Below are 24,293 nucleotides of genomic sequence, written 5' to 3'. Positions count from 1 at the left end.
CTCCGACGACGGCCGCGGTCAGCACATTCTCGCTGACGGTGTGCTCGGCTGACGAGTCATGAGCATCGGTCCGCTCTCCGCCCGAGTGGCGACACTGTGTGACGAGATAGTTGCCCAGGTCGGTCCGAACGCCGGTGGCCAGGCCATTCAGGTTCGTGATCGGTTGTCCGAGCCGTTACGCGTCGCTATCGCGGGGCGGTTGAAAGCCGGAAAGTCGACACTCGTCAACGCGTTGATCGGGCGCCGGGTGGCGCCCACCGCGGTCGGTGAGTGCACCCGGGTGGTCACACGGTTCCGTTACGGGCCCGCCGACCGGGTCGACGTGGTGCGCCGCGACGGCACCCGGTCGAGCCTGCCGCTGGGTGACGACGGCATGATTCCGCAGCGTCTCGGGGTCGGCGCCGCGCAGGTCGCGTACGTCGACGTGATGCTGACCAGTGAGAAGCTGCGCGACCTGACGGTGGTCGACACGCCCGGTCTGGCGTCGACCGACACGCAGGTCAGTGCCCGCGCTGCGGCCGAGCTCGGTGAGACCACCGCGCCGTTCGACGCCGACATCGACGCCGACTCCGCTTCCGAGGTCGCCGCGGCCGAGGCTGTCGTCTACGTCTTCACGCAGGCCGTCCGGGCCGACGACGTGCGGGCGCTGGAGGCTTTCCGGACGAGTTCCGCCCGGTTGGCGAGCAGCCCGATCAACGCCCTGGGGGTGTTCGGCAAGATCGACACCCTGGTCGGCGGGGCCGGGGATCCGTGGCCGGTCGCCGGTCCGCTCGCCGAGCAGCAGGCGGCGCTGCTGGCCCGTACGGTGTCGGAGGTCGTGCCGGTTGTCGGTCTGCTGGCCGAGACCGGGGAGGCCGGGAGGCTGACGGCCGCCGACTGTGCCGCCCTCAAGGAGCTGTCCGTGCTGCCCGCCGCCGAGCTGCGAGTGCTGCTCGCCTCGGTCGACCTGTTCCGCACCCGGCCCGGCCCGGTCGGAGCGCAGCGCCGCGAACGTCTGCTCGGGCTCCTCGACCTGTACGGCATCGGTTTTGCCCTGGCCCAGCTCGGCGCCGACCCGCAGCTGGGCACCGGCGAGCTGGTCCGCCGGCTGGTGCACGCGTCGGGTTTCCCCCGGCTGCGGCAGACCCTCGACCAGACGCTGCGCTGGCGGGCCGACGCGATCAAGGCCGGCTGGGCGCTGGCCCGGCTCGAGCGGGTCGCCGGGCACGAGAGCGACCCCCGCGACCGTGAGGCGCTGCGCGGCGCCACCGAACGCCTGCTCCGCGATCCGGCCTATCACCGGTTGCGGTTGCTGGAGGTCGCCCAGCGGGTAGCGACCGGCGCTGTGCCGTTGCCGGTCGCCTGGGAGCAGGAGCTGACCCGCCTGGCGACCTCCGAGGACGCCCGGTGGATCCTGCGGCTGCCGCACGCCACCGCGCCCGAGCTGGCCGCGGCCGCGGTCGAGGCCGCGAACCGCTGGCGGGTCTACGCGGTCGCCGGTGCCGGTCCCGCGCAGTCGCGGGTGGCGCAGGTCGCTCACCGCGGTTTCCATCTGCTGGCCCAGGCCGTCCGGGAGCAGGCATGAGCCTCGCCAAAGACCTCGACACCGCCGTGCGGGACGCGCTGGCCGCCGTCCGGGCCGCGGACCCCGACGCGGGGGCCGAGCTGGCCGATCTGCGCCGCCGGCAGCTGACCCGGCCGTCGATCGTGCTCGTCGGTGAGACCAAGCGTGGCAAGAGCTCGCTGCTCAACGCCTTGCTCGGGGTGCCGGACCTGTCGCCTGTGGACGCCGCGGTCGCCACGGCCACCTACCTGCATTTCACGCCGGGGTCACCGGCGGCTGCCGTGGCCTACGTGCCGGGCGCGCCGGAGCCGGTCGACGTGGACGTCGCCGACCTGGCCGCCTGGGCCACCGGTCGTGACGTGCCCGGCGGCGGACGGGCACCGCGCCGGATCGAGATCACCCACCCGGCGCCGCTGCTGCAGTACGTGAGCCTGCTCGACACTCCCGGCGTCGGCGGCCTCGACCCGGCACACACCGCGGTCGCTCTCGACGCGGTCGAGCGGGCCACCGCGCTGCTGTTCGTCGCGGACGCGTCCGCGCCGCTGTCGCAGCCCGAGCTCGACTTCCTGGTCGCCGCCAGCGAACGCATCGACGTGGTCGTGTTCGCGCTGACGAAGGTCGACGCGTTCCCCGGCTGGCGGCGCATCGCCGACGACAACCGGGCGTTGCTCCGGGCGCGGGCGCCGCGGTTCGCCGACGCACCCTGGTTCCCGGTGTCGGCGCGGCTGGCCGAGCTGGCCCTGAGCGTGCCCGCCGGAGAGCAGGCCGCGCTGGTCGAGGCGTCCCGCATCGCCGAGCTGCAGCACGCCCTGGTCGAGCTGGCCGGTCGCGGTCACCAGCTGCAGCTCGCCAACGTGCTGCGGGCCGCCCGCGGTGAGCTGGCCCGCCTGGAGGCGGCCGCCGCCGCCCGGTTGCAGGCCAGCGAGGCCGATCCGGCCGAGGTCGCCCGCGTACGCGCCCAGCGGTCCGCCCTCGCCGCCCGCAAGCGCACCGAGTCGCGGCAGTGGGCGCTGTTGCTCAGCACGGAGACGCAGCGGGCGCGGGTCGAGGTCGTGGGCATGCTGCGCACCCGGATCGCCGCGGTGCAGCAGGACTTCGGCACCCGCATCGACACCGCCCGCGGTGAGGCCTTGACGGCCTTGCCGGACCAGGTCGACGCCGAGTTGCAGGCGGTGGCCGTCCGCCTCTCCGACGACCTGCAGGCGACGTTCCGGCAGGTCGGTGAGCGGGTCCTGGCGCAGGTCTTCGACGACGAGGAGCTCGCCGCCGTCCTGGACCGCCTCAACGCGACACTGCGGCACGCCCTCGGCGCCGGCCCGGCCCGGGAGGGTTCCGGCGACAACATGCTGATCGCCCTGTCCGCCGGCGGGATCGCCTTCATGGCCGGCCGCGGCGCGATCTTCGGCGCGTCGGTGTTCGGGGTCGGCAGCGCCGTCGCCGGTGGGCTGCTGATCCCGGTCGCCGGGCTCGGGCTGGGCCTGGCCGCCGGTGGTTACGTGCTCTACCGCCGCCGGGTGCAGTCCGACCGGCTGCAGGCGCGGACGTGGCTGCGGGAGGTGCTCGGCGAGGCCCGCGCGGCCCTGTCCGACGAGATCTCCTACCGCTTCACCGACCTCCAGTACGCCCTCGGTGTCGCCGTCGACGACGCGGTCGAACGGCGGCTGCGGGAGCTCGACGCACACATCGCGGACATCGACGCCGCCGCGGCCGAGGATGCCGCCGGACGCGCGAAACGCCGCACGCAGGCCACCGCTGACCTCGCCACGGTCCGCGGCCGGATCAGACAGGTCGACGAAACACTCGCCCGGGCACGCACTCTCAGCCCCGCGCCCGCGGACGACGACGGTCAGGAGTTGGCATGAGCGACGAGCACGGCTGGCCGGATTTCCACGACCCCGGCGGGCACGACGACGCCGGTGACCACCACGACCTGGAGTCGCAGCACGAGGCCCCGATCGCGGACGACAGCCCGTTCCACGACGACCTGTTCGGTCACGACGACGACCCGGGCGTGCACGACACGGCTGGCGAGGCGGACGCCGGCGTTCACGAGGACGCCGGCTGGGACGACCTGCACGAGCCCGGCAGCGGCCACGACGACGAGGCGGTGCAGCACAGCTTCGACGGTGCGGCCGACGACCACGGTCTGGGCCCGGTCGGCGCCGACCCCGACGCGACGCCGGAGGCCGAGGTCGTGAGTCTCTTCCCGCCCGTCGTCGACGTCGGCCCGCTGCCCGAACCCGTCGACGGCTTCCCGTGGATCGACACCGGCAGCCTCGGCCTCTACCACTCGGGGCTGGTCGACCCGGCCGCGGCGGCACCCGTGCCGGCCGAGGACCTCGCCGCGTACGCCGGTGAGGACCTGCCGCCGGGCGAGGACCCGTGGGCGGCCCTGGCCGACTCCGACGATCCCGCCACCAGCACCCTCGCGAAGTGGTGGAGTCAGGACAGCTGAGCCGGCTTCCGGAGGCGGTGCAGCCCGAGGGCGATCAGGCCCAGCACCGCACCCTGCAGGGCATTCCCGACCAGGATCGCCACGTACCCGGGTACGGGAATCGCCTCGGCGGAGGCCAGGAGGGGCTGCAGCGCCAGGTTGAGCAGGATGGCCGCGACGCCGTAGCCGAGCCCGGCGAAGGTGAGGGTCAGCAGCGGTTGCCGCACCCGGGCGAGCACCACCACGGCGACCTGCACGACCGCGATCAGCAGGGTGACGAGCAGCGGCGCCCACGGGTGCCCGAAACCGCCCAGCGCGTCGTAGACGCCGGTGATGCTCAGGACCGGCCGGACCAGTCCGAGCAGCGCCAGACCGGCGATCAGAGGCCAGCGGAGTTCTGTCATACGGCGACGGTAGGAAGAACGGCGGCGAAACGATGCCGCCGTGCGGCGTAGGCGTACCCCGGGATGACCCTGAGGTGGCATCATCAGCGCGCCATCCCCCCGACGCCGCCCAGGAGAGCTTGCCCATGACCGCGACCACCGCCCCGGTGAGCACCCGGCGTGAACGCACCGGCTGGTATTTCTACGACTGGGCGAACTCGGCCTTCTCCACCACCGTCATCACGGTGTTCCTCGGGCCGTTCCTGACCACGGTGACCGAGCTGGCCGCCGGGTGTGAGCTGGGCGCCGACGAGTGCAACGGCCGGGTGCACCCACTGGGGATCAGCGTGGCCGCCGGGTCCTACTTCCCCTATCTGGTGTCGCTGTCGGTGCTGCTGACCGTGTTCGTGCTGCCGGTGATGGGCGCGATCGCCGACCGGGCCGAGCGGAAGAAGCCGCTGCTGGCCACCGCCGCGTTCATCGGGGCCGGGGCGACGATCGCGATGGCCTTCGTGACCGGGGAGCGTTATCTGCTCGGCGGGCTGCTGTTCGTCATCGCCAACATCGCGTTCGGCGCGTCCGTGGTCGTCTACAACTCGTTCCTGCCGCGGCTCGCCGGGCCGGACGACCGTGACAAGGTCTCCAGCCGCGGCTGGGCGCTGGGCTATCTCGGCGGCGGTGTCCTGCTGCTGATCAACCTGGCCGTGGTGACGATGCTCAGCGTCGACGGCGACGACCAGCGCACCCTGGACCTGGCCCGGTGGTCGATCGTGTCGGCCGGTGTCTGGTGGGGGGCGTTCACACTGCTGCCGCTGCGCTGGCTCAAGGAGCACCCCGCCGCCGAGGTTGTCGCCGGCCGGGGTGGCAACGTGCTCACCGACGGGTTCCGGCAGCTCGGGCACACGATCCGCAGCCTGCAGGCGTACCCGCTGAGCCTGTTCTTCCTGGTCGCGTTCCTGGTCTACAACGACGGCATCCAGACGGTGATCTCGCTGGCGAGCCAGTTCGGCACCGAGGAGCTGCACCTGGAGCAGAGCGCCCTGATCATCACCATCCTCATCGTGCAGTTCCTGGCTTTCGGCGGTGCGCTGCTGCTCGGCGGGCTCGCCGCGAAGATCGGTGCGCGCAAGACGGTGCTGATCGCGCTGGCGGGCTGGCTCGGTGTGGTGCTGGCCGCGTTCTGGCTGCCCGAGGGTGAGCCGGTGCCGTTCATGCTGCTCGGTGTCGGCATCGGCCTGGTGATGGGCGGCAGTCAGGCGCTGAGCCGCTCGCTGTTCAGCCAGCTGATCCCCGAGGGCCGCGAGGGTGAGTACTACGGCTTCTACGAGATCAGCGACAAGGGCACGAGCTGGCTGGGCCCGCTCGCGTTCGGCCTGGTGTTCCAGCTGACCAACAGCTACCGCATCGGCATCGTGTCGCTCGTGGTGTTCTTCGTCGTGGGTGGCATCCTGCTGGCGTTGGTCCCGATGCGCCGGGCCATCGTCGCCGCCGGGAACACCCCGCCGCGGCTGCTGTAGAGCGGACCCCGGGAGGCCGGATGGACATCGTCGTCGACGCGGACTCGGCGGTGCCGCCGTACGAGCAGGTGCGGCTGCGGATCGCCGAGCTCGCCGCGGACGGCACCCTGGCGGCGGGTACGCGGCTGCCGCCGGTGCGGCAGCTCGCCACCGACCTGGGGCTGGCGGCGAACACGGTCGCCCGGGCGTACCGGGAGTTGGAGCAGGCCGGGCTGGTCGAGACCCGCGGCCGGGCCGGGACGCTGATCACCGCCCGGGCGGGCCGCACGCCGGCCGAGGCGCAGCAGGCCGCCCAGCGCTACGCCGACCGGGCGACCGCCCTCGGCCTGACACCGCAGGCGGCGCTGGACCTGGTCCGCGCCGCACTGCACCTGTGAGGGCTGACCCGTGCTGACTGTGCCGGATGCCGAGCTGGACGATCTGCGGGCACGGCTGCGCGCGACCCGCTGGTCGCCGCCGTGGCCGGGGGCGAGCTGGGAGGCCGGCACCGACCCGGCGGAGCTGCGCCGGCTCGTCACCTACTGGGCCGACGGTTTCGACTGGCGCGCCCGCGAGGCCGAGATCAACGCACGACGTGCTGGGTTTCGAGCGGTACGCCGCGCACGGCGGTGACCTCGGCGCCGGTGTCACGTCCCGTCTCGCGCAGGCCCACCCCGAGGCGCTGGCCGGCATCCACCTGCTCGCGGTCGCCGACCCGGCCGCGCCGCAGGACATCACCCCGGAGGAACAGACCTACCTCGACAGTGCGACCACCTGGTACGCGGAAGAAGGCGGTTACGAGCACGAGCAGTTCACCCGCCCGACAACCCTGGCGGTAGGGCTGGCGGACTCCCCCGCGGGTCTGCTGGCGTGGCTGCTGGAGAAGTACCGGGCGTGGACCGACCGGCCCTTCGGCGACGACTTCGTGCTGACCCAGGCGTCGCTGTACTGGTTCACGAACACCATCTCGAGCTCGTTCCGGCCGTACTACGAGTATCAGCAGCGGATGCACGAGCGGCTGACGGCGGTGACCGTGCCGACGGCCGTCGCGATCTTCCCGAAGGATCTTGTGCACCCGCCGCGCAGCTGGGCCGAGCGCAGTTACCGGGTCACCCGCTGGACGGAGATGCCCCGCGGCGGGCACTTCGCGGCGTACGAGGAACCGGAACTGCTCGGTGACGACCTCACGGAGTTTTTCCGCCCGTTGCGGTGATGGCCCCGGCCGGGCACAGGTCGACGGCCTGAGCGACCCGGTCCGCCGCGGCGGCAGGGTCGGTGTCGAGGACGGCGACCAGGCCCTCCTCGTCCTGGTCGAAGACGTCCGGGGCGGTCAGCACGCAGTTGCCGGCGCCGACGCAGAGGTCACGGTCGGCCGCGACGTGCACGCTCACCACGTCACCGGCAGTTCGGCGAGTCCGAAGACGATGGACGTGTCGCGCTGGGGCAGCTTCGCCGGGTCGGCGGCCAGGGCCAGGCCCGGGAACCGCCGGACCAGCCGGACCAGGGCGATCCGCAGCTCGGCGCGCGCCAGCGGCTGACCGATGCACTGGTGCACACCGAATCCGAACGCCAGGTGCTGCTGCGCCTGCCGGTACGGGTCGAAGTCGTCCCCGCCCGCGAACACGTCGTCGTCACGGTTGGCCAGCGACAGCAGCGCGGTGACGGGCTCCCCGGCGCGGACCGTGTGGCCGCCGACGTCGACGTCACGCCGGGCCAGCCGGGGCAGGCCGGTCCGAACGATCGTCAGGTAGCGCAGGAGCTCCTCGACCATGCCGTCGGCCAGGTCCTCGTCGTCACGCAGGGCCGCGAGGTGCTCCGGGTGCTGGAGCAGCAGCAACGTGCTGAGGCCGATCATGTTGGCGGTGGTCTCGTGCCCGGCGATGAGCAGCAGCAGGGACATGCCGATCAGCTCTTCGGCGTCGAGCTCGCCGGTCGCGACGCGTTCGGTGACGAGCCGTCCGATGAGGTCCTCGGCGGGCTGCTGCCGGCGGGCCTCGATCAGGTCGGCGAGGTAACCACGGAGCTCACCGATCGCGTCGCGCAGTTTCAGCGGGTCGGCGCTCTGGTCCAGCAGGATCGCGCTGCGCTGCTGGAAGAACGCGTGGTCGGCGTACGGGACACCGAGCAGGTGGCAGATGACCAGCGACGGGACCGGCAGGGCGAAGTGCTCGACGAGGTCGGCGGGCGGGCCGGCGGCCGCCAGGGCGTCCAGCGAGGAGCCGACCGCGTCGGTGATCAGGGGTTCGATCCGCCGGATGTTCTTGATCATGAATTCGGCGGTGAGCATCCGGCGCAGCCGCAGGTGCTCGTCGCCGTCCATGCGGATGAAGCCGCCGCTGCGGTTGCGGGGGCCGTTCGGCGCCGGGCGCAGCAGCGGGAAGTTCGGGCTGGACATGTCGGCGCTGAACGCGTCCGAGCGCAGCAGTTGTTTGACGTCGGCGTGCCGGGTGACCAGCCAGGTCCAGCCGCCGGTGGGCAGCCGCACCCGGGTCACGGGCCCGTCGAGGTGCCGCAGATCGGTGCCGGTGACCGGCGTGAACGGGTTGTCCCCGGGGCTGCGGAACGGGAACAGCGGAAGGTCTTCGGTGAGCACGGGCGCTCCTCGCGTAGCGGTGCGTACCGGATACAACGCGCTACGCTATCGCCACCGCGGGGCAAAGAACAACAAATGTCGATGAAGTGTCACCGGGGCGGGGACGACAGACCGCGGTCGACCAGGTCGACGAGCCAGGAGAAGCTGTCGTCGATGTCGTCCGGCCACCGGAAGCCGCCGCCGGCCTCCAGAGTGGCGAAGCCGTGGAAGATGCTGCGCAGCGCCCGCAGCGCGTGGGTCATCTCCTGCGGGGTGATGTCGTATCCGCGCAGGACCGCTGCGAACGGTTCGAGGCCGACCGCGAGCGGGTCGTCGGTGCCGCCCGCGGTGAGGCCGATCGTGGCGGCGTACCGGCCGGGGTGGGTGACGACGAAGTCCCGCAGCGCGCGGGCCGCGGCGGCCAGGGCGTCACGCCCGGCGCGGCCCTGGGTGGCCGCGCCGACCGCGTCCGCGGCCTCGGTGAGGGCCAGAGCGGCGATGCGCCGGTTGAGGTCGTCCTGACCGGTGACGTGTTTGTAGAGCGACGGGGCGCGCACCCCGACCCGTTCGGCCAGCCGGCCCATCGTCAGCTCGCTCAGGCCGATCTCGTCGGCGAGCGCCGCCCCGGCCGCGACAACCGTGGCCGCGTCCAGGCCCGCCCTAGGCACGGACGCCGGCCAGGAAGGGCAGGATCGCACCGAGGCTCTGCTCGGGGAACTGCACGTGCGGGTAGTGACCGGCGCCGTCGATCATCACCAGGTGGCCCAGTCCGGCCGGGAGAGCGGCCACGATCGCCTCGCCCTCGGCCTGCGGGGAAACCCAGTCGGGGTCGAGGCTGCCCTGGACGATCAGGGTCGGGCGGGTGACGTTGGGCAGCTGCGCACCGGCGTCGGTGGGAGCGATCATGCCCATCTTCTGCAGGGCCTTCATCCGGCCGGGCTCCCGCAGCATCGCGGTGATCTGGTCCAGGCGGGCGTCGAAGTCGGCCGGCTTGACACCGGGGTACGCGGCGATCAGGTACTTGATCCACTGCCTGCTGCTGCCGAGCAGCGCCATGGCCATGAGGTGCATCGAGCCGCGACGGTAGGTGGCGGAGCGGAAGTCGCCGAGTTTGATGTCCTGCTTGCGGGTGAAGGGGCCGAGCTCGACCAGGGCGGTGACCAGCTCCGGGGCCTGGGCCGCGGCGATCGTGACCGCACCACCAGCGATCGAGTGCCCGACCAGCACGGCCGGCCCGCCGAGGTGCCGGACCAGGGCGATCAGGTCGCCGGCCAGGGCGGTGCGGGTGTAGGACGGCCACCCGACGCTGGACTCGCCGTGGCCGCGCAGGTCCATCGCGGCGACCCGGTACCCGGCGTCCACCAGGGCGGGGGCGAGGAAGCGGTAGGCCTGCCGGCTGTCGCCCATGCCGTGGGCGAGCACGACCAGCGGTCCGGTGCCGGTCACCTCGTACGCGATGGTCCCGCCGTCGACGTTCAGGAACTCCGTCATGACAACCTCCAGGTCGTTTGCTTAGCCCTTTGGCTAAGCTCCGTAGCTAAAAGCTAACACGATTAGCCAACGGGACCAAGCCCGGAGTGTGTGACCTACTGCATTGCCGTCCGGTGGGGGTGATCGTCCGAGACCGGGCAGGTGAAGATCCACAGCGAGTACCCGCGTCCGATGACCACGGCGGTCGGGGTGCTCGGCGACTGCAACGACAGGAACTCGCCGTTGTCGGCGTCCTCGACGGGACGCCAGGAACCCTCGCCGTCCCACTCGGCGCTGTCGACCCGCAGCAGCAGCCGCATCGCGGTGCCGCACTCCTCGCAGTCCATCGGTCGCGGGTCGCTGAGGTTCCAGTTGGCGAAGCCGCCGACCTTCCAGCCGGAGGCCACCGACAGCGCCCCGAAGTAGAGGTCGTCCTCGTCCCACTCCCGGATGCGGCCGGCGAGCCCGGGCGGGAGCAGGTCGGCGTACTGGTACTCGCGGACCTGCTCCGGGTGCACGACACACGGCTCGGGCAGGTAGTCGTCGTTGACGACCACCGGCTCCGGCGGGTCCTGCAGCACGGTGGTGACGTCCGCGGCCCGCCTGCGGCGCAGCAGGATGCGCGGGCAGTATTCGAGGTCGTCGTGGTCCAGTGGGCACCACAGCACCTGCAGCAGGTCGGTGGTGAGCCCGGGGACGTCGCGGCGGTACAGCTGGGCGACCGGGACCATTGCGATCGGCTGACGGGCCAGGTAATGCGGCTCGGAGGCGTCAGTGTCCGGGAGCGCGGCGCGTTCCTCGTCGGTGATCTGCAGCGGCTCGCCGCGGCGGGTGCGGGCCCAGGCCGCCCCGAGGATGGCCCGCCGGCGCCGGACGGTCTGCGGTCGCAGCAGGGTGGCGGTGTCGTGCGAGCTCGCGTCGCACATCGGCCACGGCTCGTCGGCGGGCCACAGCAGCGGACCACCGACCGAACTGTCGTTCACGGTCGGAGCCCCGGGCCGCGGATGCAGCCGTGTGGCCACCAGCGTGTGCTCCCGCAACTCGGGAAAGACCTGGGCGATGTCGACAGGCCGCGGTGGCGTGGTGCGAGTCATGGTCACTCCTGCAGCGTGTGCGGACGGCCGAGCAGCACCAGGATGTGCCACAGGTATTTGATCAGCTGAGGGTCGGTGTCGGCCCGGCCCAGCACGGCGGCGTCGATCACGTCCACGCCGAGGCTGCGCGCGAGTTGGGGCGCCTCGGGGCCGCGCAGGTGGTCGGGGAACTCCGCGGGTGCCAGCTCGAAGCCGGGGTGGAACGACAGCGGCGCGAGGCGGGCGAGGTGCGCTGCTGTGGGCGTACCGGAGAAGGAAGGGTCGGCGACGACGGCCTCGACGTCGGTGGTGAGGTCGACCCCGCCGTGGATCTGGGCTTCGACGTAGTCGTCGAGGGTGCGGCCGGCGGCCGTGCGGCTTTCGCCGAGCGCGGCCACCCACTCCTCCGCGCTGCCCGCGGCCACCCCCAGAGCCGATCCGGTACGCGCAACCTGCTCGAGCAGCGCCGCGTGGATTCCCCCGAAGGTGTCCGACGTGCCCACGATCGTCGGCTCGGTGACGCTGTCGCCGTGACTGAACGTCGCCCGGGCCGCCACCTCGGGCCGGAGCACGAGGTGGCAGCTGCCGAAGCGTGGCGAAGCGCCGTCGGGGTGCCCGGCGAGGTTGAGTCCGCCGTAGACGGGCCGGCCCGCGGTCACCGACGACGGGTAAGCGCCGGCGAACATGCGGTGCTCCCAGCGTTCGCGGTCGCCGCCGGGGCGGGCGGTCAGGCCGCCGTTGGAGATGCCGGTCTCGAACTGGCTGCGGTAGACGCCCTCGGTGGCCAGGTGCTCGGCGACCGTGCGGCCGTCGCGCAAGCGCCGGTCGGGGTGGAAGCTGACCGTGATCCGGGCGGGCACGGCTGGTGCCCCGGCGGCGCCGAGCCCGCGCACGTGTGCGAGGGCCCGGGCCACCGGATCGGTCATTTCGGTTCGATGACGTTCGTGGCGAGCAGGACCATCAGGACCGAGCCGAGCACGAGGCGGTACCCGATGAAGATGCTGTACGAGTGCCGGGCGATGAACTTGAGCAGCCACGACACCGCGAACCAGCCGACGATGAAGCTGACGATCGTGGCGACGATCGTCGGGAGCCAGCCGACGCCGCCGTTGTCGGCGGAGATGTTGTCGTACTCGGTGACGGTCTGCAGGACGCTCGCGGCGAGCAGCGCGGGGATCGACAGGAAGAACGACAGTTTGGTGACTGTCACCCGGTCGAGGTCGCGGAGCAGGCCGGCGGACATGGTCGCGCCGGAGCGGGACACGCCGGGGATCAGCGACAGGCACTGCACGATGCCGATGATGAGCGTGTCTTTCCAGGTCACGTCCTCCTCGTGGCGGACCTGGGTGGCGGCGTGGTCGGCGAACGCCATGACGCCGCTCCACAGGATCAGCGCCCCGGCGACGAACCACAGGCTGCGCAGCGTCGACTCGATCGTGTCCTGGAAGAGCAGCCCGACGATGCCGATCGGGATGGAGCCGAGGATGACCGCCCAGCCGAACTTGTAGTCGGGGTCCTCACGCTGGTCCTTGTTGAGGACACCGCGGACCCACCCGGAGATGATCCGCGCGATGTCCTTGCGCAGGAAGATCACCGTGGCGATGACCGCACCCGACTGGATGATCGCCGTGAACGCCGTGATGTCACCGGCGTCGATCTGATAGCCGAGCAGCTTCTCCACGATGGTCAGGTGACCCGTGCTGGAGATCGGCAGGAACTCGGTGAAACCCTCCACCGCGCCCAGCAGCACTGCCTCGAAGATGTTCAACCCGACCTGCTCTCATGATCCGACCCGCTGACCGCGGTCGAGAATAGGGGGTCGCTCACGGTGCGCTGCGCCTGGCCCGGGCCGCGGCGATCGTGTACGCCGGGTCACGGTCGAGGTTGTGCCGGTCGCGGTCGTAGCGGCGGGTCGTCCGCGGGTCGGCGTGACCCATCGCGTCCTGCACATCTTCCAGCGGGACACCCTCGGCGCGGGCGGTCGTGGCGAACGCGTGCCGCAGTGAGTGCGGTGACAGCCGGGCCCAGCCGCCGATGCCGGCCTCGCGGGCCAGGCGGCGCACGAGCCGGAACACCGAGTGCCGGTCGATGCGCGTGCCGGTGGCCGTGACCAGCAGCGGCCCGTCGAGCCGGTCGGCGGTGGTGCCCTCGGTGGCAGCGCGGTGGGCGAGGTACGCGTCGAGGGCCGTCGCGGCGTACGGGGTCAGGGCCCGGCGTCTCGGTTTGCCGCCCTTGCCGGTGAAGCGGACGCTGCGGTGGCCGCGCTCGACACCGACGTCACTCACGTCGAGGCCGACGAGTTCACCGACACGCAGCCCCAGGTCGGCCAGCAGGGCCAGGACGGCAAGGTTGCGCACCGCCGCGGGACCGGTCTCGGCCTCGGCCGCAGCGAGCAGCGCGTCGACCTCCTCCGGGGTCAGGCCGACGGTCGCGGAGTGGTCGCGGGACACGTACGGGCGGTCCGCGCCGCCGACGGGGTTCGCGTCGACGGCCCGGAGTTTGACCAGGAAGTCGTACCAGCTGGACAGGCCGGACAGTTTGCGGGCGACGGTCGCCGGTGACAACGGCTGGGCTTCGAGGCCACGGGCGTAGGCGTTGACGTCGAGGAACGACGCGTGCAGCGGGTCGACGTCGCGGGCCGCGCACCAGGCCAGCCAGGCAGCGACGTCCCGCCGGTACGCGTCGCGGGTGTGCGCGGACAGCCGCCGGTTGGCCAGCCACGCCTCGGTGACCTGTTCGGCGCTGCCACCGACGGCGACCGCGCCGCCCTGCTGCCTGGGAACCACGACGGACATGCCCGCCATCGTGTCAGCTCACGCGCACCTGACCGTCCGCGACATGCCAGGTGCGGGTGTGCCCGACCGCCTCGGCGAAGTACCGGTCGTGCGTGACGGTCAACAGCGTCCCCCGGTACGCCCGCAGCGCCTCCTCGATGACCTCCAGGGCGTCGAAGTCGAGGAAGTTGGTGGGCTCGTCGAGCAGCAGGATCCGCGCCGGACTGTTGACCATGACGGCGAGCAGCAGCCGGCGCAGTTCACCGGCGGACAGGCTGCGCAGGGTGGCACCCCACTGGTCCTCGCCGAACTGGTGCCCGGCGAGGAGCCGTTCGGCGTCCTCGGCGTAGACCGGCACCTGGGAGCGGAAGAAGTCCACCACGGTCGTGGCGGTCCGCAGGCCGTCGGACGTCTGCGGCAGCACCGCCAGGGGCACCTCGGCGTGCTCGGCGATCGCCCGCAGCAGGGTGGTCTTGCCGGCGCCGTTGCGGCCGGTGATCAGGATCCGGTCGCCGCGGACGACGTCGAGGTCGACCCCGTCGAGCAGGGTCCGCTCCCCCAGTTTCACGGTCAGGTCGCGGACCGCCAGGACGGTGTCGCGTCCGCCGGAGGTGTCGTCGGGGAAGGCCAGGGTCAGCGGTGGCCGCGTCTGCGGGGCGGCGATCCAGCGGGCGGACTCCATCTGCCGGCGCAGCCGCCGCTCACGGACCTTGGCCTTCTTGGCGACCTTCTTGGCGATGCGCCGCAGGTGCGGGGCCTCGACCCCGGACCGCACGGTCGTCTCGACCGACCAGGCCTGGCGTTTGGTCAGCTCGATGTCCTGCTCCCAGCGGATCCGGTCCTTCTCCTGGGCCTCGTAGTCGAGCAGCAGCCGCTGCCAGCGCCGGTTCTTCTCGGCCCGGTACGCCGTGTAGCCGCCACCGGGGTAGTCCTGGGCCTGCTCGTGGATGCCGTCGAGCTCGATGACGTGGGTGACGGCGGCGTCGAGGAACGCCCGGTCGTGGCTGACCGCGAGGATCCCCCCGGGGAAGTCCCGCAGCCACTCGGTGAGCCAGGCGGCGCCCTCGGCGTCGAGGTGGTTGGTGGGCTCGTCGAGCAGCAGCAGGTCGGGCGCGTCCATCAGCGCCCGGGCCAGCAGCAGCCGCGCCTGCTCACCACCGCTGACCGTGCTCAGGGCGAGGTCGTCGGGCAGGTGGTCGATGTCGAGACGCTGGCGGATCTCCGCGAGGCGGGTCTCGGCGTTCCAGCCCTCCAGGGCCGTCCAGCGTTCCTGGATCCGGCCATACTCGTCGAGGACGTCGTCACCGCGTTCCAGGGCGGCCTCCAGGGACCGCAACCGCTCGGTGACCTCGGCCAGCTCACCGAGGCCGGCGGTGAGGAAGGCACCGACGGTGCCGTCCGGGTCGGCGACCTGCTGCGGCACGTAACCGACGCGGGTGCCGGGGCCGCGGGTGACCGCGCCCGACGCCGGTGGGAGCTCCCCGGCGAGGACGCGCAGCAGGGTGGTCTTGCCGGCACCGTTGGGTCCGACGACACCGACACGGTCCCCCGCGCCGAGGACCAGGTCGAGACCGGAGAAGAGCAGATCACCGTCGTGGGCGCGGCTGATCGAGGCAGCTTTCAGCAAGGAGTCCTCCGAGGGACAGAGACCGACAGGGTACGGCGACCCGGGCGCTCACCAGCAGCGGCGGCGCTCACACGGGTCGGGTCGGTATCACACGGAGGTGACGGCTCCTCGTCGCAGGCAGCAGAGAAATCCAGCTTTGCGCGTCGTCCACGGCGCCGCAACCGATTTACGCGATACTACGTTTGACGTTATATAGCGTCGGCCGTACTGTGGCGGCATGCAGGAGCCCACGTTTCTGATCCTGACCGCGCTGGCGGCGCAACCGCTGCACGGCTACGGGGTCATCCAGTCCGTCACCGAGCTGTCCGCCGGGGAGGTCAAACTGCGCCCCGGCACGCTCTACGGCGCCCTGGACCGGCTCGCCGAGCAGGGACTGGTCGTCGTCGACCACGAGGAAGCCGTCGACGGGCGGCTGCGCCGCTACTACCGGCTCAGCGACAGCGGCGCGGGGGCGCTGGCCGCACAGGTCGAGCGACTGCGCCGGCACGCCGCGGCGGCCGAGACCCAGCTCGGCAAGCGCGGACTCGGCGGCGCTCCGGCCTTCGGGGCGACCGCGTGACGATCACCTGGCCGAGCGCCGACCAGCGTCTGGAACGCTCCTACCGCAGGCTGCTGCTGGCGTACCCCCGGCAGTACCGCCACCGCCACGGCACCGAGATCGTCACGACGCTGCTCGAGCTGGCCGCGCCGGGTCAGCACCGCCCCGACCGCGCCGAGGCGTGGCATCTGCTGGCCAGCGGGGTGCGGCAACGCTTCCGGCTGCCCGCGGGCCGGCCACTCGCCCTGGCGTTCGCCGTACTGATGACGCTGATCGGGGGTGCTCTCGGCGCCGCCGCCGGATCATGGTCGGGGGTGCAGACGTTCGCGGATCTGCCCGACGGGGCCGCCCTCACGCAGCAGGCAGCCGGTCCCGGCGAGAGCGAATCCCTGGTCCACGACGATTCGCCCTGGTCGGCGGCCTCGGTCCACGGATCGACCCAGGTCACCGGTACCTGGGACATCGAGCGGTCCCGGCAGCGCCTGGAGGCCGGCGGCTGGGACGTCGACGCGGTGAACTCGCTCGACGGTACGGCCGCTGTCTACGACCCGGACACCGGCACGACGATCATTCCCCTGCACAACGGCCAGTTCGAAGCCCGCAAGAACGGCGTCACGATGTCGGTGCAGGCGTCCCTGACCGTCGACGGCGGCTCGGTCGACGTCGCCGCGTGGGCCGACACGACACCGGCGCTGCTGCCTCTGATCCTCACCGGCATGGTTGCGGGTCTGCTCGCCGGCTGGCTGTTCGCCGCGGCTGCCGCGTACCGGATCGTGCGGTCACGCCGGACGGTGACCACGGCGATCCTCGCCGGTACCGCGGCGGCCGTGCTCGTCCTGCCCGCCGTCGCGCTCTACGGCAACCTCATGCGGGCCTTCCGATATGCGGGCAATACCGGTCCGGTATTCACCGTCCACAACGCGTTCAACCCCGGCCCGTACTACCCCTTCGGGCCGCACTGGCAGGTCCTGGCCCTGGCGATCGCCGGGACGGTCCTGGTGTCCGTCGCGCTGCTGCTCGCCCGGCCCGGGCCGCACCCCCTGCGTCAGGCGGCGTAACCCACCGAGGAGTGCAGACCCTGGACGTCGGTCACGGCCAGCCGGGTCGCCATCGTGCTGCGGGCAGCGATCTGCGCGGCATAGGCGGCCCGGCGCCGCGCGACACAACCGTCGGACTTGGCCGCACCGGTGTCCTGCTGGTCCATGTGCGTCGTCAGACCGTCCTTGAGCAGGGCCAGCGCCTCGGTACGCAGCTGCGACACCCGCGACTCGGTCACACCCAGCTCGGCGGCGACCTCCGACAGCGGACGCTCCCGCAGGAACGACGCCTCGACGACGAACCGCAGCCGCTCCGGCAGCACGGCCACGGCATCGTGCAGGTAGCCGATCCGCTCCCGGTGCAGCAGCGTCTCCTCGGGGTTCATCGAGTCCTCGGTGACCATGTCGTCGGCCGAGCCGGCGGTGAAACCCTGCAGCGACAGCACCGCGGCGCGCTGCACGTCGTCGTCGACGTTCGCCAGCTCGGCGACACCGACACCCAGCAGCTCGGCGAGCTCCGTCGGGTTCGGGGTCCGGCCCAGCTGAGCGGTCAGCTCCTGGCGGGCGACCTCGGCCCGGCGGGCCCGGGCCCGCACCGACCGGCTGGCCCAGTCCATGCTCCGCAGCTCGTCCAGCAGCGCACCCCGGACCCGCACCGCCGCGAACCGGCCGAACGGGATCCCCCGCGAGGTGTCGAACGCCTGAGCGGCGGTGACCAGGGCGGCGTACCCGGCCGAGGCAAGATCGTCACGGTGGACGTGTGCGGGGACCTTGAACAGCATCTCGCGGACCAGGTGCCCGACCAGCGGCATGTTCTCGCGGATCATGTTCTCCAGCTCGCGGCTGACGGTCTTCGTCTTCGCGGACATTCGAGTTCCCCCTCGTATCTGTCGCCCGGTGACGGCTCACCGGCTGACAGGGGGAACTTTTCGTGGCGACGGGTGCAGGGAACGGTCTCGTTCGGTTGCCGCTCGGTTGCACCGCAAAAAACCCTAAAGTCTGTTGACCTGCGGTTATGCGAGCAACCAACCGTTGTCCAGGGCCAGCCGCACCGCCTCGGCCCGGGTCCGCGCACCCGTCTTGCCGATCGCCGACGACAGGTGGTTACGCACCGTGCCCTCCGACAGGTGCAGCTCCCGGGCGATGTCCGCGACCGTCCCGCCGTCACGGGCGGCCCGCAGCACGTCACTCTCCCGCTCGGTCAGCGGCGAGTCCCCGTGCGCCAGCGACTGCGCCGCCAGACCCGGATCGACCACCCGCAGACCCTCGTGCACCCGGCGCACCGCGTCGGCGAGCTGCCGCGCCGGGGTGTCCTTGACGATGAAGCCGCTCGCACCCGCCGCCATCGCCTGCCGCAGATAACCGGCACGCCCGAACGTCGTCACCATCAACACCCGGCACCCCGGCACCGCCTTGCGCAGCTCCCGGGCGGCCGCGACCCCGTCCAGGCCCGGCATCTCCACATCCAGCAATGCCACCTCGACACCGTGATCACGAACCGCGTCGACGACCTCGTCACCACGGCCCACCTCCGCCACGACCTTCAGGTCCGGCTCCATGTCGAGCAGCGCCGCCATCGCCCCCCGCACCAGCGCCTGGTCGTCGGCCAGCAGAAGACGGATCATGACGGCACCTCCACGCGTACCCGGAAACCCGGACGGTCGTCGCGGCGACCGACCGTGAGCGTCGCGCCGAGCATGTCCGCCCGGCGCCGTAAACCCGACAAGCCCTGACCGTCCGCGGCCGGCGGACCGTCACCCGGCCCGTCGTCGACGATCTCCACACTCTGCGGCGCCAGCCGCACCGCACAATGACCCGCCCGGCTGTGCCGCACCACGTTCGTCACCGCCTCCCGGATCGTCCAGGCGAACAACTCACGGTTCCGCGACGGCACCTCGTCCGCCGCACCCGGCAGCTCGGCCCTGACGTTCGCCGCGGCCAGCGCCTCCCGCGCGGCCGCGATCTCCCCCGGCAACGAGATCCCGCGTACGCCCAGAGCCGTCGCCCGCACGTCGGACAGCGCATCCCGGGCGAGCGCCTCCAGATCCCGCAACTCGGCCCGCGCCCGCTCCAGGTCCACATCCAGCAGCCGCTGCGCCAGCTCCGCCTTCACCGTCACGACCGTCAGCGAATGCCCCAGGATGTCGTGCAGATCCGCGGCGATCCGCGCCCGCTCGTTGGTCACCGCCAGGTCCGCCAGCTCCCGCTGCGCCGCCAGCAGCCGGCTCTGCCGCACCGCTGCCAGCCGGAAACCACCACTCGCCGCCGCACCCAGCAGCACCGCAAGGCCGTAACCCTTGTCCTCCCAGCCCGGCACCCGCCAGGCGAGGACCTCGGCCAGCACCACCAGCCCCGCGGCGAACGGGACCGCCTGACGCAACGGCAGCCCGACCATCGCCGACGCCGCGATGTACACCAGACACGTCAGCGCGTGATAGCCCGCACCCGGGACCTGCAGCGCCGCCAGGCCCAGCAACGCGACCAGGATCAGCCAGTGCCGCACCACCCGGTAGCGCTCCGGCCTGCCGTGCCGGACATCGGTCAGCCACCCCAGCAGGACCAGGTACAGCGCCGCGAACCCGGCCAGCGCGGCCAGGCCCACGTCACGCTGCCACCCACCGGGCCGGTCCAGCAGCGCCGTGAGGTTCTCACCCAGGTAGAACAGCCAGACCGCGGCGAACAGCCACCCGAAGCGGCCCCGCCGCGCGCCGGACTCCGTCATACCGCTGACGCTACCGGCCACTCAGACCCGCGCCGTGTCACGCCGGAACCGCCACATCGCCCCGCCCGCGAACACCGCCGTCCAGACCACCACGTTCAGCGCCGCCAGCCACAGGTTCCCGTCGTGCGTCAGCGGATGACGGGCGATCTCACCGACGCCGTACACCGGGGTGAACTTCGCGATCGTCGCGAACGTGTGCCCCAGCTGATCCACCGGCACGAACAACCCGCCCGCGAACGACAACACCGCCAGCACCGGCCCGAGGATCTGCATGACGTTCTCACTCGGCAGCAGATAACCCATGAACAACCCGAACGCCGCGAACACGAGCGCACACACCCACGCCAGCAACCCGCACTCGATCCACGCGTGCACCGGCAGCTCCGCACCCGCCACCGCACCGACCGCAAACGCCACCACCACCGACACCGCCCCGATGGTCATCGCCACGACCAGCTTCACCGCGATGTACGCCACCGGCCGCAACGGCGTCAGCCGCAACTGCCGGCTCCACCCCGCCGCCCGCTCGATCGACACCATCGCCCCGCCACTGGTCGTGGCCAGCATCGCCCCGTACACCGCCATGCTCACCAGGATGTAACCGGCGACGTTCCCACCACCGACCCGCTCGGAGCGCGACGACGCGTTCGTCCCGAACAACAGGAAGAACACCGCCGGCATCACCAGCGTGAAAATCACCGTCCGGCGGTTCCGCATCAGCCGCCGCAACTCCAGCCTGATCATCCCCAGGGTGAAACCACCGAACCGCGGCAGGTTCCGCGTCACGGGCATCGTCTGCGTGGTCATTTTGTCTCCCCGTCGTCGGCCGTGAGGGTCAGGAACGCCTGCTCCAGATTCCGGGAGGTGATCTCCAGGTCCCGCGCGGCGGTCTCGTTCAGCAGGTAACGCGCCACCAGATCGGTGTCCCGCGCGTGCACGTAGACGGTGTCGCCGCGGACCTCCACGGACTCCACACCCGCCAGCTCCTTCACACGAGCCTCGTCGAACCCGGGAAGCGTCGCCCGCACCGTCCGCCCCGACGCCAGGGCCTTCACCTCGGCCGCCGTGCCGTCCGCAACGATCCGGCCCCGCCGCACGAAGACCACCCGGTCCGCGTACGCGTCGGCCTCCTCCAGGTAATGCGTGGCAAAAATGACCGTCCGGCCCGAACTCGCGTCCTCGCGGATCGACGTCCAGAAATCGTGCCGCCCACCGACATCCATCCCCGTCGTCGGCTCGTCCAGGATCAGCAGCTCCGGATCCGGCAACAACGCCATCGCGAACCGCAACCGCTGCTGCTGCCCACCCGAGCACTTCCCGACCAGCCGCTTCCGGATGTCCGCGATCCCGGCCCGCTCCAACGACTCCTCGACCTCCGAACGCCCCCGCCCGAACAGCACCGCCGTCAGCTTCACGGTCTCCTCGACGGTGTAATCCTTCAACAGACCACCGGTCTGCATCACCGCCGACACCAGACCCAGCGCCACAGCCTCCTGCGGCGGGCGACCGTACACCCTGGCCGTACCGGCAGAAGGGTCCGACAGACCCAGCAACATGTCGACGGTGCTGGTCTTGCCCGCCCCGTTGGGACCCAGCAGGGCCACCACCTCACCGGGACGGATCCGCAGACTGATCCCGTCGACCGCGGTCACCGCACCGAAGCGCTTCACCACACCATCGAGATCAACAGCGAGCTGGCCGGACCCGCGAGTCCCAGCCTCGGGTTGAACGGTAAGCGTCATACCGACGATGCTCGGCCCCGCACACGCCCCAGCCCCGGGTCACGCGTCACGTCCCACCCATGACATCCGTCAGGGGGCCACACAGAACTCGTTGCCCTCAGGATCGGCGAGCACCACATGATGCGTGCCCACCACCGCCCGCACCGACGCACCGGCACCCACCAGCTGTGCCACCTTCTGCTCCACCCGCCCCCACGCCTCGCCGTACTTCCCCACCCGCACATCGATGTGCAACCTGTTCTTCGCAACCTTCGGCTCCGGCACCTCCAGGAACACCAGCCGCGGCCCCACACCCTCCGGATCGTGCAACCACGCCCCGCCACCCTCGTCCTCCCCGGGCGGCCCGAACGAAGCAACCCACTCGTCCCGCGTCCGGAACGGCGCCGGCGGCGGCTCGTCCACATAACCCAGAGCCAGCTTCCAGAACTCCGCCAACTCCTCCGCCCGCACACAGTCGAACGTCAGATCCACCCGCAACGCCATCCCCGGCACCCCGTTTCCGCTGTCAGCGATCACATCTTCCGCGCCGGGTACGACAAAAGGCAGAGTCGGACCATGGACCTGCTCGTACTCGGAGGAACCGCCTTCGCCGGCCGCGCCGTCGTCGACGAAGCCCGCACCCGCGGACACCGCATCACCGTCCTCAACCGCGGCACCACCCCTCCACCCGCAGGCGTCACCGCCCTCACCGGCGACCGCACCCGGCCCGACGGACTCGCCGCCCTGCAGCACGGCACCTGGGACCTCGTCGTCGACACCTGGTCCGGCGCACCCACCGCCGTCCGCGACACTGCAAAAGCCCTCAGCGGCCGCGCCGGCCACTACACCTACGTCTCCAGCCGCAGCGTCTACGCCGACGATCCCGTACCCGCCGACGAGAACTCCCCCACCGTCGACGCCTCCCCCGACACCGACACCTACGCCGCCGCCAAACGCGGCGCCGAACTCGCCGCCGACCACCACTTCAACGGCCCGGTCCTGCACGCCCGCGCCGGCCTCATCCTCGGCCCCCACGAAAACATCGGCCGCCTCCCCTGGTGGCTCAACCGCATCGCCCGCGGCGGCCCCACACTCGCCCCCGGCCCCCGCGACCTCAAACTCCAGTACATCGACGCCCGCGACCTGGCCACCTGGATCCTCGACGCGGCCACCGCCGGCCGCACCGGCCCCTACGACCTGGTCAGCCCACCCGGCCACACCACCATGGGCGAACTCCTCGACACCATCAACACCGTCACCGGCGGCCACGCCGACCTGCACTGGACCGACCCGCAGACCATCCTCGACGCCGGCATCGAACCCTGGACCGACCTCCCGATCTGGCTCACCGGCCACGACTACGCCGTCCTGCACGGCGGCAACGTCACCAAGGCCCTGTCCGCCGGCCTCAAGGTCCGCCCGGTCACCGAAACGGTCGCGGACACCTGGATCTGGCTCCGGGCCCTCGGCGGCACGGCCCCGCAACGCCCCGACCGCCCGGCACCCGGCCTCGACCCCACCCGCGAAGCCGCCTTCCTGGCCACCCTCCAGCCCTGAACTCTCGGGGGCCCCGCTGAGCCCGACTTCCTTGATGTTGCGGTGACCTTGCGGCCTTCTCCCCTCCCTCGCTGATCACCACGACCTCACCCGCCCACGGTCACCAGCGCCCTCGCCCTTGACCGGCACAGTCGGCCTCTGCGAACCCAGGTCCGCTCCCTGAAGTCGGCCCTAGGCGCGACCTGGTTCACATCGCCGAAGTCGCGCCCTTAACGGCCCCGGTAGCCCCAACTTCGCTGCAGTTGGTGCTTCCGCGGTCTGCGGTAGGCCCGACTTCGCTGTAGTTGGTGCTTCCGCGGTCTGCGGTAGGCCCGACTTCGCTGTAGTTGGTGCTTCGGCCGCGCTTCGCGCGAGAACCGGTCTGCGGTAGCCCCAGCTTCGCTGTAGTTGGGCTTTAGGCGGCCCCCGATAGGCCCGACTTCGCTAAAGTTGGGCCTTGGGCGGTCCGCGGTAGCCCCAACTTCGCTGTAGTTGGTGCTTCGGCGGCCCCTGGTAGGCCCGACTTCCTTGTAGTTGGGGCTTCGGCAGCCCTTGGTAGGCCCGACTTCCCCGATGTTGTGGTGACCTTGGGGACTGCGGCCGACCTCCCGTACTCGTCACTGCAGCCTTGATCGGCCCGCGACCGCCCCTTCCCTCCGCCCAACCTCGCTGTAGCCGGGGGTCACGCGCCATCACGTTCGCTGACCGTCGGGGCAGTCAGGTTTACGCACGACCACATTTGCTGACCGTCGGTGTAGTCGGGCCTGCGCGGGATCAGATCACCACAACATCGGTGCAGTTGGGCCTTCACAAGCCTGTGTGGGCCCGACTGCGGTGAACTCGCCTTCATTCAGGGGCAGCGACCTGTCGTCGGGGGCAACGCTTCCAGTCCGATTCGGACCGGCCTGGTGCCTGTGGGAGCGTCCGCAGCACCACCGGGGTCCGGGTGAGCGAACCTCGCCGTCTGTGGTTCCGGGAGTGGGTTCCCCGGCCGGGGATGCACAGGAAGCAACCTCAGCGACACTGCGGAGCCCGCATCACCAAGGCTGCTGGGTTGAGTCGAGGTAGCTCCCCCGGGCGTCAGCAGGCGGCCGAGGCGGCACCGCGCGACCGGCATCGACGCGGCCCGGAACCGTGTTCCACACCACGTTGATCTCCCCGCAAGTCGCGGCGCAGCGCCGCCGACGGTGCCGGACGTAGAGACTCCCCCCGCGCGATATCGACGCCCGCCCAGCGTGGGGCGCCGGCCTTCTGTGAAGTGTGAAGCCGCAGGTCCCGGCCCTGAAACCGGATGGCTGAGCTCAAATCAAATTAGCGGCTGTCGTTGATTCCTTTTTGTTTTGGCTTTTGGTTCTGGGGGTTGTGCG

The 24,293-nt window shown here is 71.5% G+C and carries 26 protein-coding genes; 10 read left to right on the top strand and 16 right to left on the bottom strand.

Annotated elements, in window-relative coordinates; translation table 11 throughout:
• Positions 1-199: 199 nt before the first annotated feature.
• Genes AFR_RS21545 through AFR_RS21535 form a run of 3 tightly spaced genes read left to right on the top strand, consistent with a single transcriptional unit; the run spans position 200 to position 3,998 of the window.
• On the top strand, positions 200-1,564 hold the full coding sequence (locus tag AFR_RS21545) for a dynamin family protein (protein ID WP_238547316.1): 1,365 nt from the start codon (positions 200-202) through the stop codon (positions 1,562-1,564).
• The gene (locus tag AFR_RS21540; protein ID WP_023362917.1) at positions 1,561-3,405 is read left to right on the top strand and encodes a dynamin family protein; all 1,845 of its coding nucleotides are present in this window, start codon (positions 1,561-1,563) and stop codon (positions 3,403-3,405) included. The genes AFR_RS21545 and AFR_RS21540 overlap by 4 nt, the downstream gene beginning before the upstream one ends.
• Positions 3,402-3,998: a hypothetical protein gene (locus AFR_RS21535; RefSeq protein ID WP_023362916.1), complete on the top strand. Its 597-nt coding sequence runs from the start codon at positions 3,402-3,404 to the stop codon at positions 3,996-3,998. Before AFR_RS21540 ends, AFR_RS21535 begins: the two co-directional genes overlap by 4 nt.
• On the opposite strand, the gene AFR_RS21530 is transcribed toward AFR_RS21535, so the two are convergent.
• The gene (locus tag AFR_RS21530) at positions 3,986-4,381 is read right to left on the bottom strand and encodes a hypothetical protein (protein ID WP_023362915.1); all 396 of its coding nucleotides are present in this window, start codon (positions 4,379-4,381) and stop codon (positions 3,986-3,988) included. The two genes, AFR_RS21535 and AFR_RS21530, sit on opposite strands and share 13 nt — an antisense overlap.
• Before the next feature lie 125 nt (positions 4,382-4,506).
• Here AFR_RS21530 and AFR_RS21525 point away from each other — a divergent pair, with 125 nt between their 5' ends.
• From AFR_RS21525 to AFR_RS21515, 4 genes are read left to right on the top strand one after another with little or no spacing between them, the layout of a single operon-like run.
• On the top strand, positions 4,507-5,877 hold the full coding sequence (locus AFR_RS21525) for an MFS transporter (RefSeq protein WP_023362914.1): 1,371 nt from the start codon (positions 4,507-4,509) through the stop codon (positions 5,875-5,877).
• Between the two features lie 20 nt (positions 5,878-5,897).
• Positions 5,898-6,254, top strand: coding sequence for a GntR family transcriptional regulator (locus AFR_RS21520; RefSeq protein ID WP_023362913.1), 357 nt, complete (start codon positions 5,898-5,900; stop codon positions 6,252-6,254).
• Positions 6,255-6,264: 10 nt separating this feature from the next.
• On the top strand, positions 6,265-6,489 hold the full coding sequence (locus tag AFR_RS47930) for an epoxide hydrolase N-terminal domain-containing protein (RefSeq protein ID WP_238547315.1): 225 nt from the start codon (positions 6,265-6,267) through the stop codon (positions 6,487-6,489).
• The gene (locus AFR_RS21515) at positions 6,452-7,069 is read left to right on the top strand and encodes an alpha/beta fold hydrolase (protein ID WP_238547314.1); all 618 of its coding nucleotides are present in this window, start codon (positions 6,452-6,454) and stop codon (positions 7,067-7,069) included. Before AFR_RS47930 ends, AFR_RS21515 begins: the two co-directional genes overlap by 38 nt.
• Here the strand turns inward: AFR_RS21515 and AFR_RS21510 are convergent.
• The 9 genes from AFR_RS21510 to AFR_RS21470 all read right to left on the bottom strand — a co-directional run bounded on the left by AFR_RS21510 (position 7,041) and on the right by AFR_RS21470 (position 15,372).
• Positions 7,041-7,247, bottom strand: coding sequence for a ferredoxin (locus AFR_RS21510; protein WP_023362912.1), 207 nt, complete (start codon positions 7,245-7,247; stop codon positions 7,041-7,043). The two genes, AFR_RS21515 and AFR_RS21510, sit on opposite strands and share 29 nt — an antisense overlap.
• Positions 7,244-8,449, bottom strand: coding sequence for a cytochrome P450 (locus AFR_RS21505; protein WP_023362911.1), 1,206 nt, complete (start codon positions 8,447-8,449; stop codon positions 7,244-7,246). Before AFR_RS21505 ends, AFR_RS21510 begins: the two co-directional genes overlap by 4 nt.
• An 89-nt stretch (positions 8,450-8,538) precedes the next feature.
• A complete protein-coding gene (locus tag AFR_RS21500) occupies positions 8,539-9,096 on the bottom strand; it encodes a TetR/AcrR family transcriptional regulator (RefSeq protein WP_041841036.1) in 558 nt (185 codons plus the stop codon).
• A complete protein-coding gene (locus AFR_RS21495; RefSeq protein ID WP_023362909.1) occupies positions 9,089-9,919 on the bottom strand; it encodes an alpha/beta fold hydrolase in 831 nt (276 codons plus the stop codon). Before AFR_RS21495 ends, AFR_RS21500 begins: the two co-directional genes overlap by 8 nt.
• 95 nt (positions 9,920-10,014) lie before the next feature.
• Positions 10,015-10,992: a hypothetical protein gene (locus AFR_RS21490; protein ID WP_023362908.1), complete on the bottom strand. Its 978-nt coding sequence runs from the start codon at positions 10,990-10,992 to the stop codon at positions 10,015-10,017.
• A gap of 2 nt (positions 10,993-10,994) precedes the next feature.
• Entirely contained in the window at positions 10,995-11,897 is a 903-nt protein-coding gene (locus AFR_RS21485; RefSeq protein WP_023362907.1) for a DUF3626 domain-containing protein, read from the bottom strand.
• Entirely contained in the window at positions 11,894-12,739 is an 846-nt protein-coding gene (locus tag AFR_RS21480; RefSeq protein WP_023362906.1) for an undecaprenyl-diphosphate phosphatase, read from the bottom strand. Before AFR_RS21480 ends, AFR_RS21485 begins: the two co-directional genes overlap by 4 nt.
• A gap of 55 nt (positions 12,740-12,794) precedes the next feature.
• Positions 12,795-13,766 carry a tyrosine-type recombinase/integrase gene (locus tag AFR_RS21475; protein ID WP_023362905.1) on the bottom strand — a complete coding sequence of 324 codons (972 nt, stop codon included), beginning with the start codon at positions 13,764-13,766 and terminating at the stop codon, positions 12,795-12,797.
• Positions 13,767-13,779: 13 nt separating this feature from the next.
• Positions 13,780-15,372, bottom strand: coding sequence for an ABC-F family ATP-binding cassette domain-containing protein (locus tag AFR_RS21470; RefSeq protein WP_023362904.1), 1,593 nt, complete (start codon positions 15,370-15,372; stop codon positions 13,780-13,782).
• A 217-nt stretch (positions 15,373-15,589) separates the two neighbouring features.
• Between AFR_RS21470 and AFR_RS21465 the strand changes: the two genes are divergently transcribed.
• Positions 15,590-15,931, top strand: coding sequence for a PadR family transcriptional regulator (locus tag AFR_RS21465; protein ID WP_023362903.1), 342 nt, complete (start codon positions 15,590-15,592; stop codon positions 15,929-15,931).
• A complete protein-coding gene (locus AFR_RS43770; RefSeq protein WP_023362902.1) occupies positions 15,928-16,968 on the top strand; it encodes a hypothetical protein in 1,041 nt (346 codons plus the stop codon). Before AFR_RS21465 ends, AFR_RS43770 begins: the two co-directional genes overlap by 4 nt.
• On the opposite strand, the gene AFR_RS21455 is transcribed toward AFR_RS43770, so the two are convergent.
• The 6 genes from AFR_RS21455 to AFR_RS21430 all read right to left on the bottom strand — a co-directional run bounded on the left by AFR_RS21455 (position 16,956) and on the right by AFR_RS21430 (position 21,894).
• Complete coding sequence (locus AFR_RS21455) at positions 16,956-17,816, bottom strand: sigma-70 family RNA polymerase sigma factor (RefSeq protein ID WP_023362901.1); 861 nt, start codon at positions 17,814-17,816, stop codon at positions 16,956-16,958. The genes AFR_RS43770 and AFR_RS21455 overlap by 13 nt on opposite strands.
• A gap of 144 nt (positions 17,817-17,960) precedes the next feature.
• Positions 17,961-18,572 carry a response regulator transcription factor gene (locus AFR_RS21450; protein WP_023362900.1) on the bottom strand — a complete coding sequence of 204 codons (612 nt, stop codon included), beginning with the start codon at positions 18,570-18,572 and terminating at the stop codon, positions 17,961-17,963.
• The gene (locus tag AFR_RS48450; RefSeq protein ID WP_023362899.1) at positions 18,569-19,669 is read right to left on the bottom strand and encodes a sensor histidine kinase; all 1,101 of its coding nucleotides are present in this window, start codon (positions 19,667-19,669) and stop codon (positions 18,569-18,571) included. The genes AFR_RS21450 and AFR_RS48450 overlap by 4 nt, the downstream gene beginning before the upstream one ends.
• Positions 19,670-19,690: 21 nt before the next feature.
• Positions 19,691-20,476, bottom strand: coding sequence for an ABC transporter permease (locus tag AFR_RS21440; RefSeq protein WP_023362898.1), 786 nt, complete (start codon positions 20,474-20,476; stop codon positions 19,691-19,693).
• Positions 20,473-21,411: an ABC transporter ATP-binding protein gene (locus AFR_RS21435; protein ID WP_041841035.1), complete on the bottom strand. Its 939-nt coding sequence runs from the start codon at positions 21,409-21,411 to the stop codon at positions 20,473-20,475. The genes AFR_RS21440 and AFR_RS21435 overlap by 4 nt, the downstream gene beginning before the upstream one ends.
• 69 nt (positions 21,412-21,480) lie before the next feature.
• Positions 21,481-21,894 (bottom strand): VOC family protein, encoded by a 414-nt coding sequence (locus AFR_RS21430; protein ID WP_041842511.1) that lies wholly within the window; start codon positions 21,892-21,894, stop codon positions 21,481-21,483.
• A 72-nt stretch (positions 21,895-21,966) separates the two neighbouring features.
• Here AFR_RS21430 and AFR_RS21425 point away from each other — a divergent pair, with 72 nt between their 5' ends.
• A complete protein-coding gene (locus AFR_RS21425; protein ID WP_023362895.1) occupies positions 21,967-22,947 on the top strand; it encodes an NAD-dependent epimerase/dehydratase family protein in 981 nt (326 codons plus the stop codon).
• Positions 22,948-24,293 lie beyond the last annotated feature (1,346 nt).

This window comes from Amorphoplanes friuliensis DSM 7358 (assembly GCF_000494755.1).
Taxonomy (GTDB): domain Bacteria; phylum Actinomycetota; class Actinomycetes; order Mycobacteriales; family Micromonosporaceae; genus Actinoplanes; species Actinoplanes friuliensis.
The sequence above is the reverse complement of the archived record's forward strand: the minus strand, read 5'-3'. Positions and strand labels throughout refer to the sequence as shown.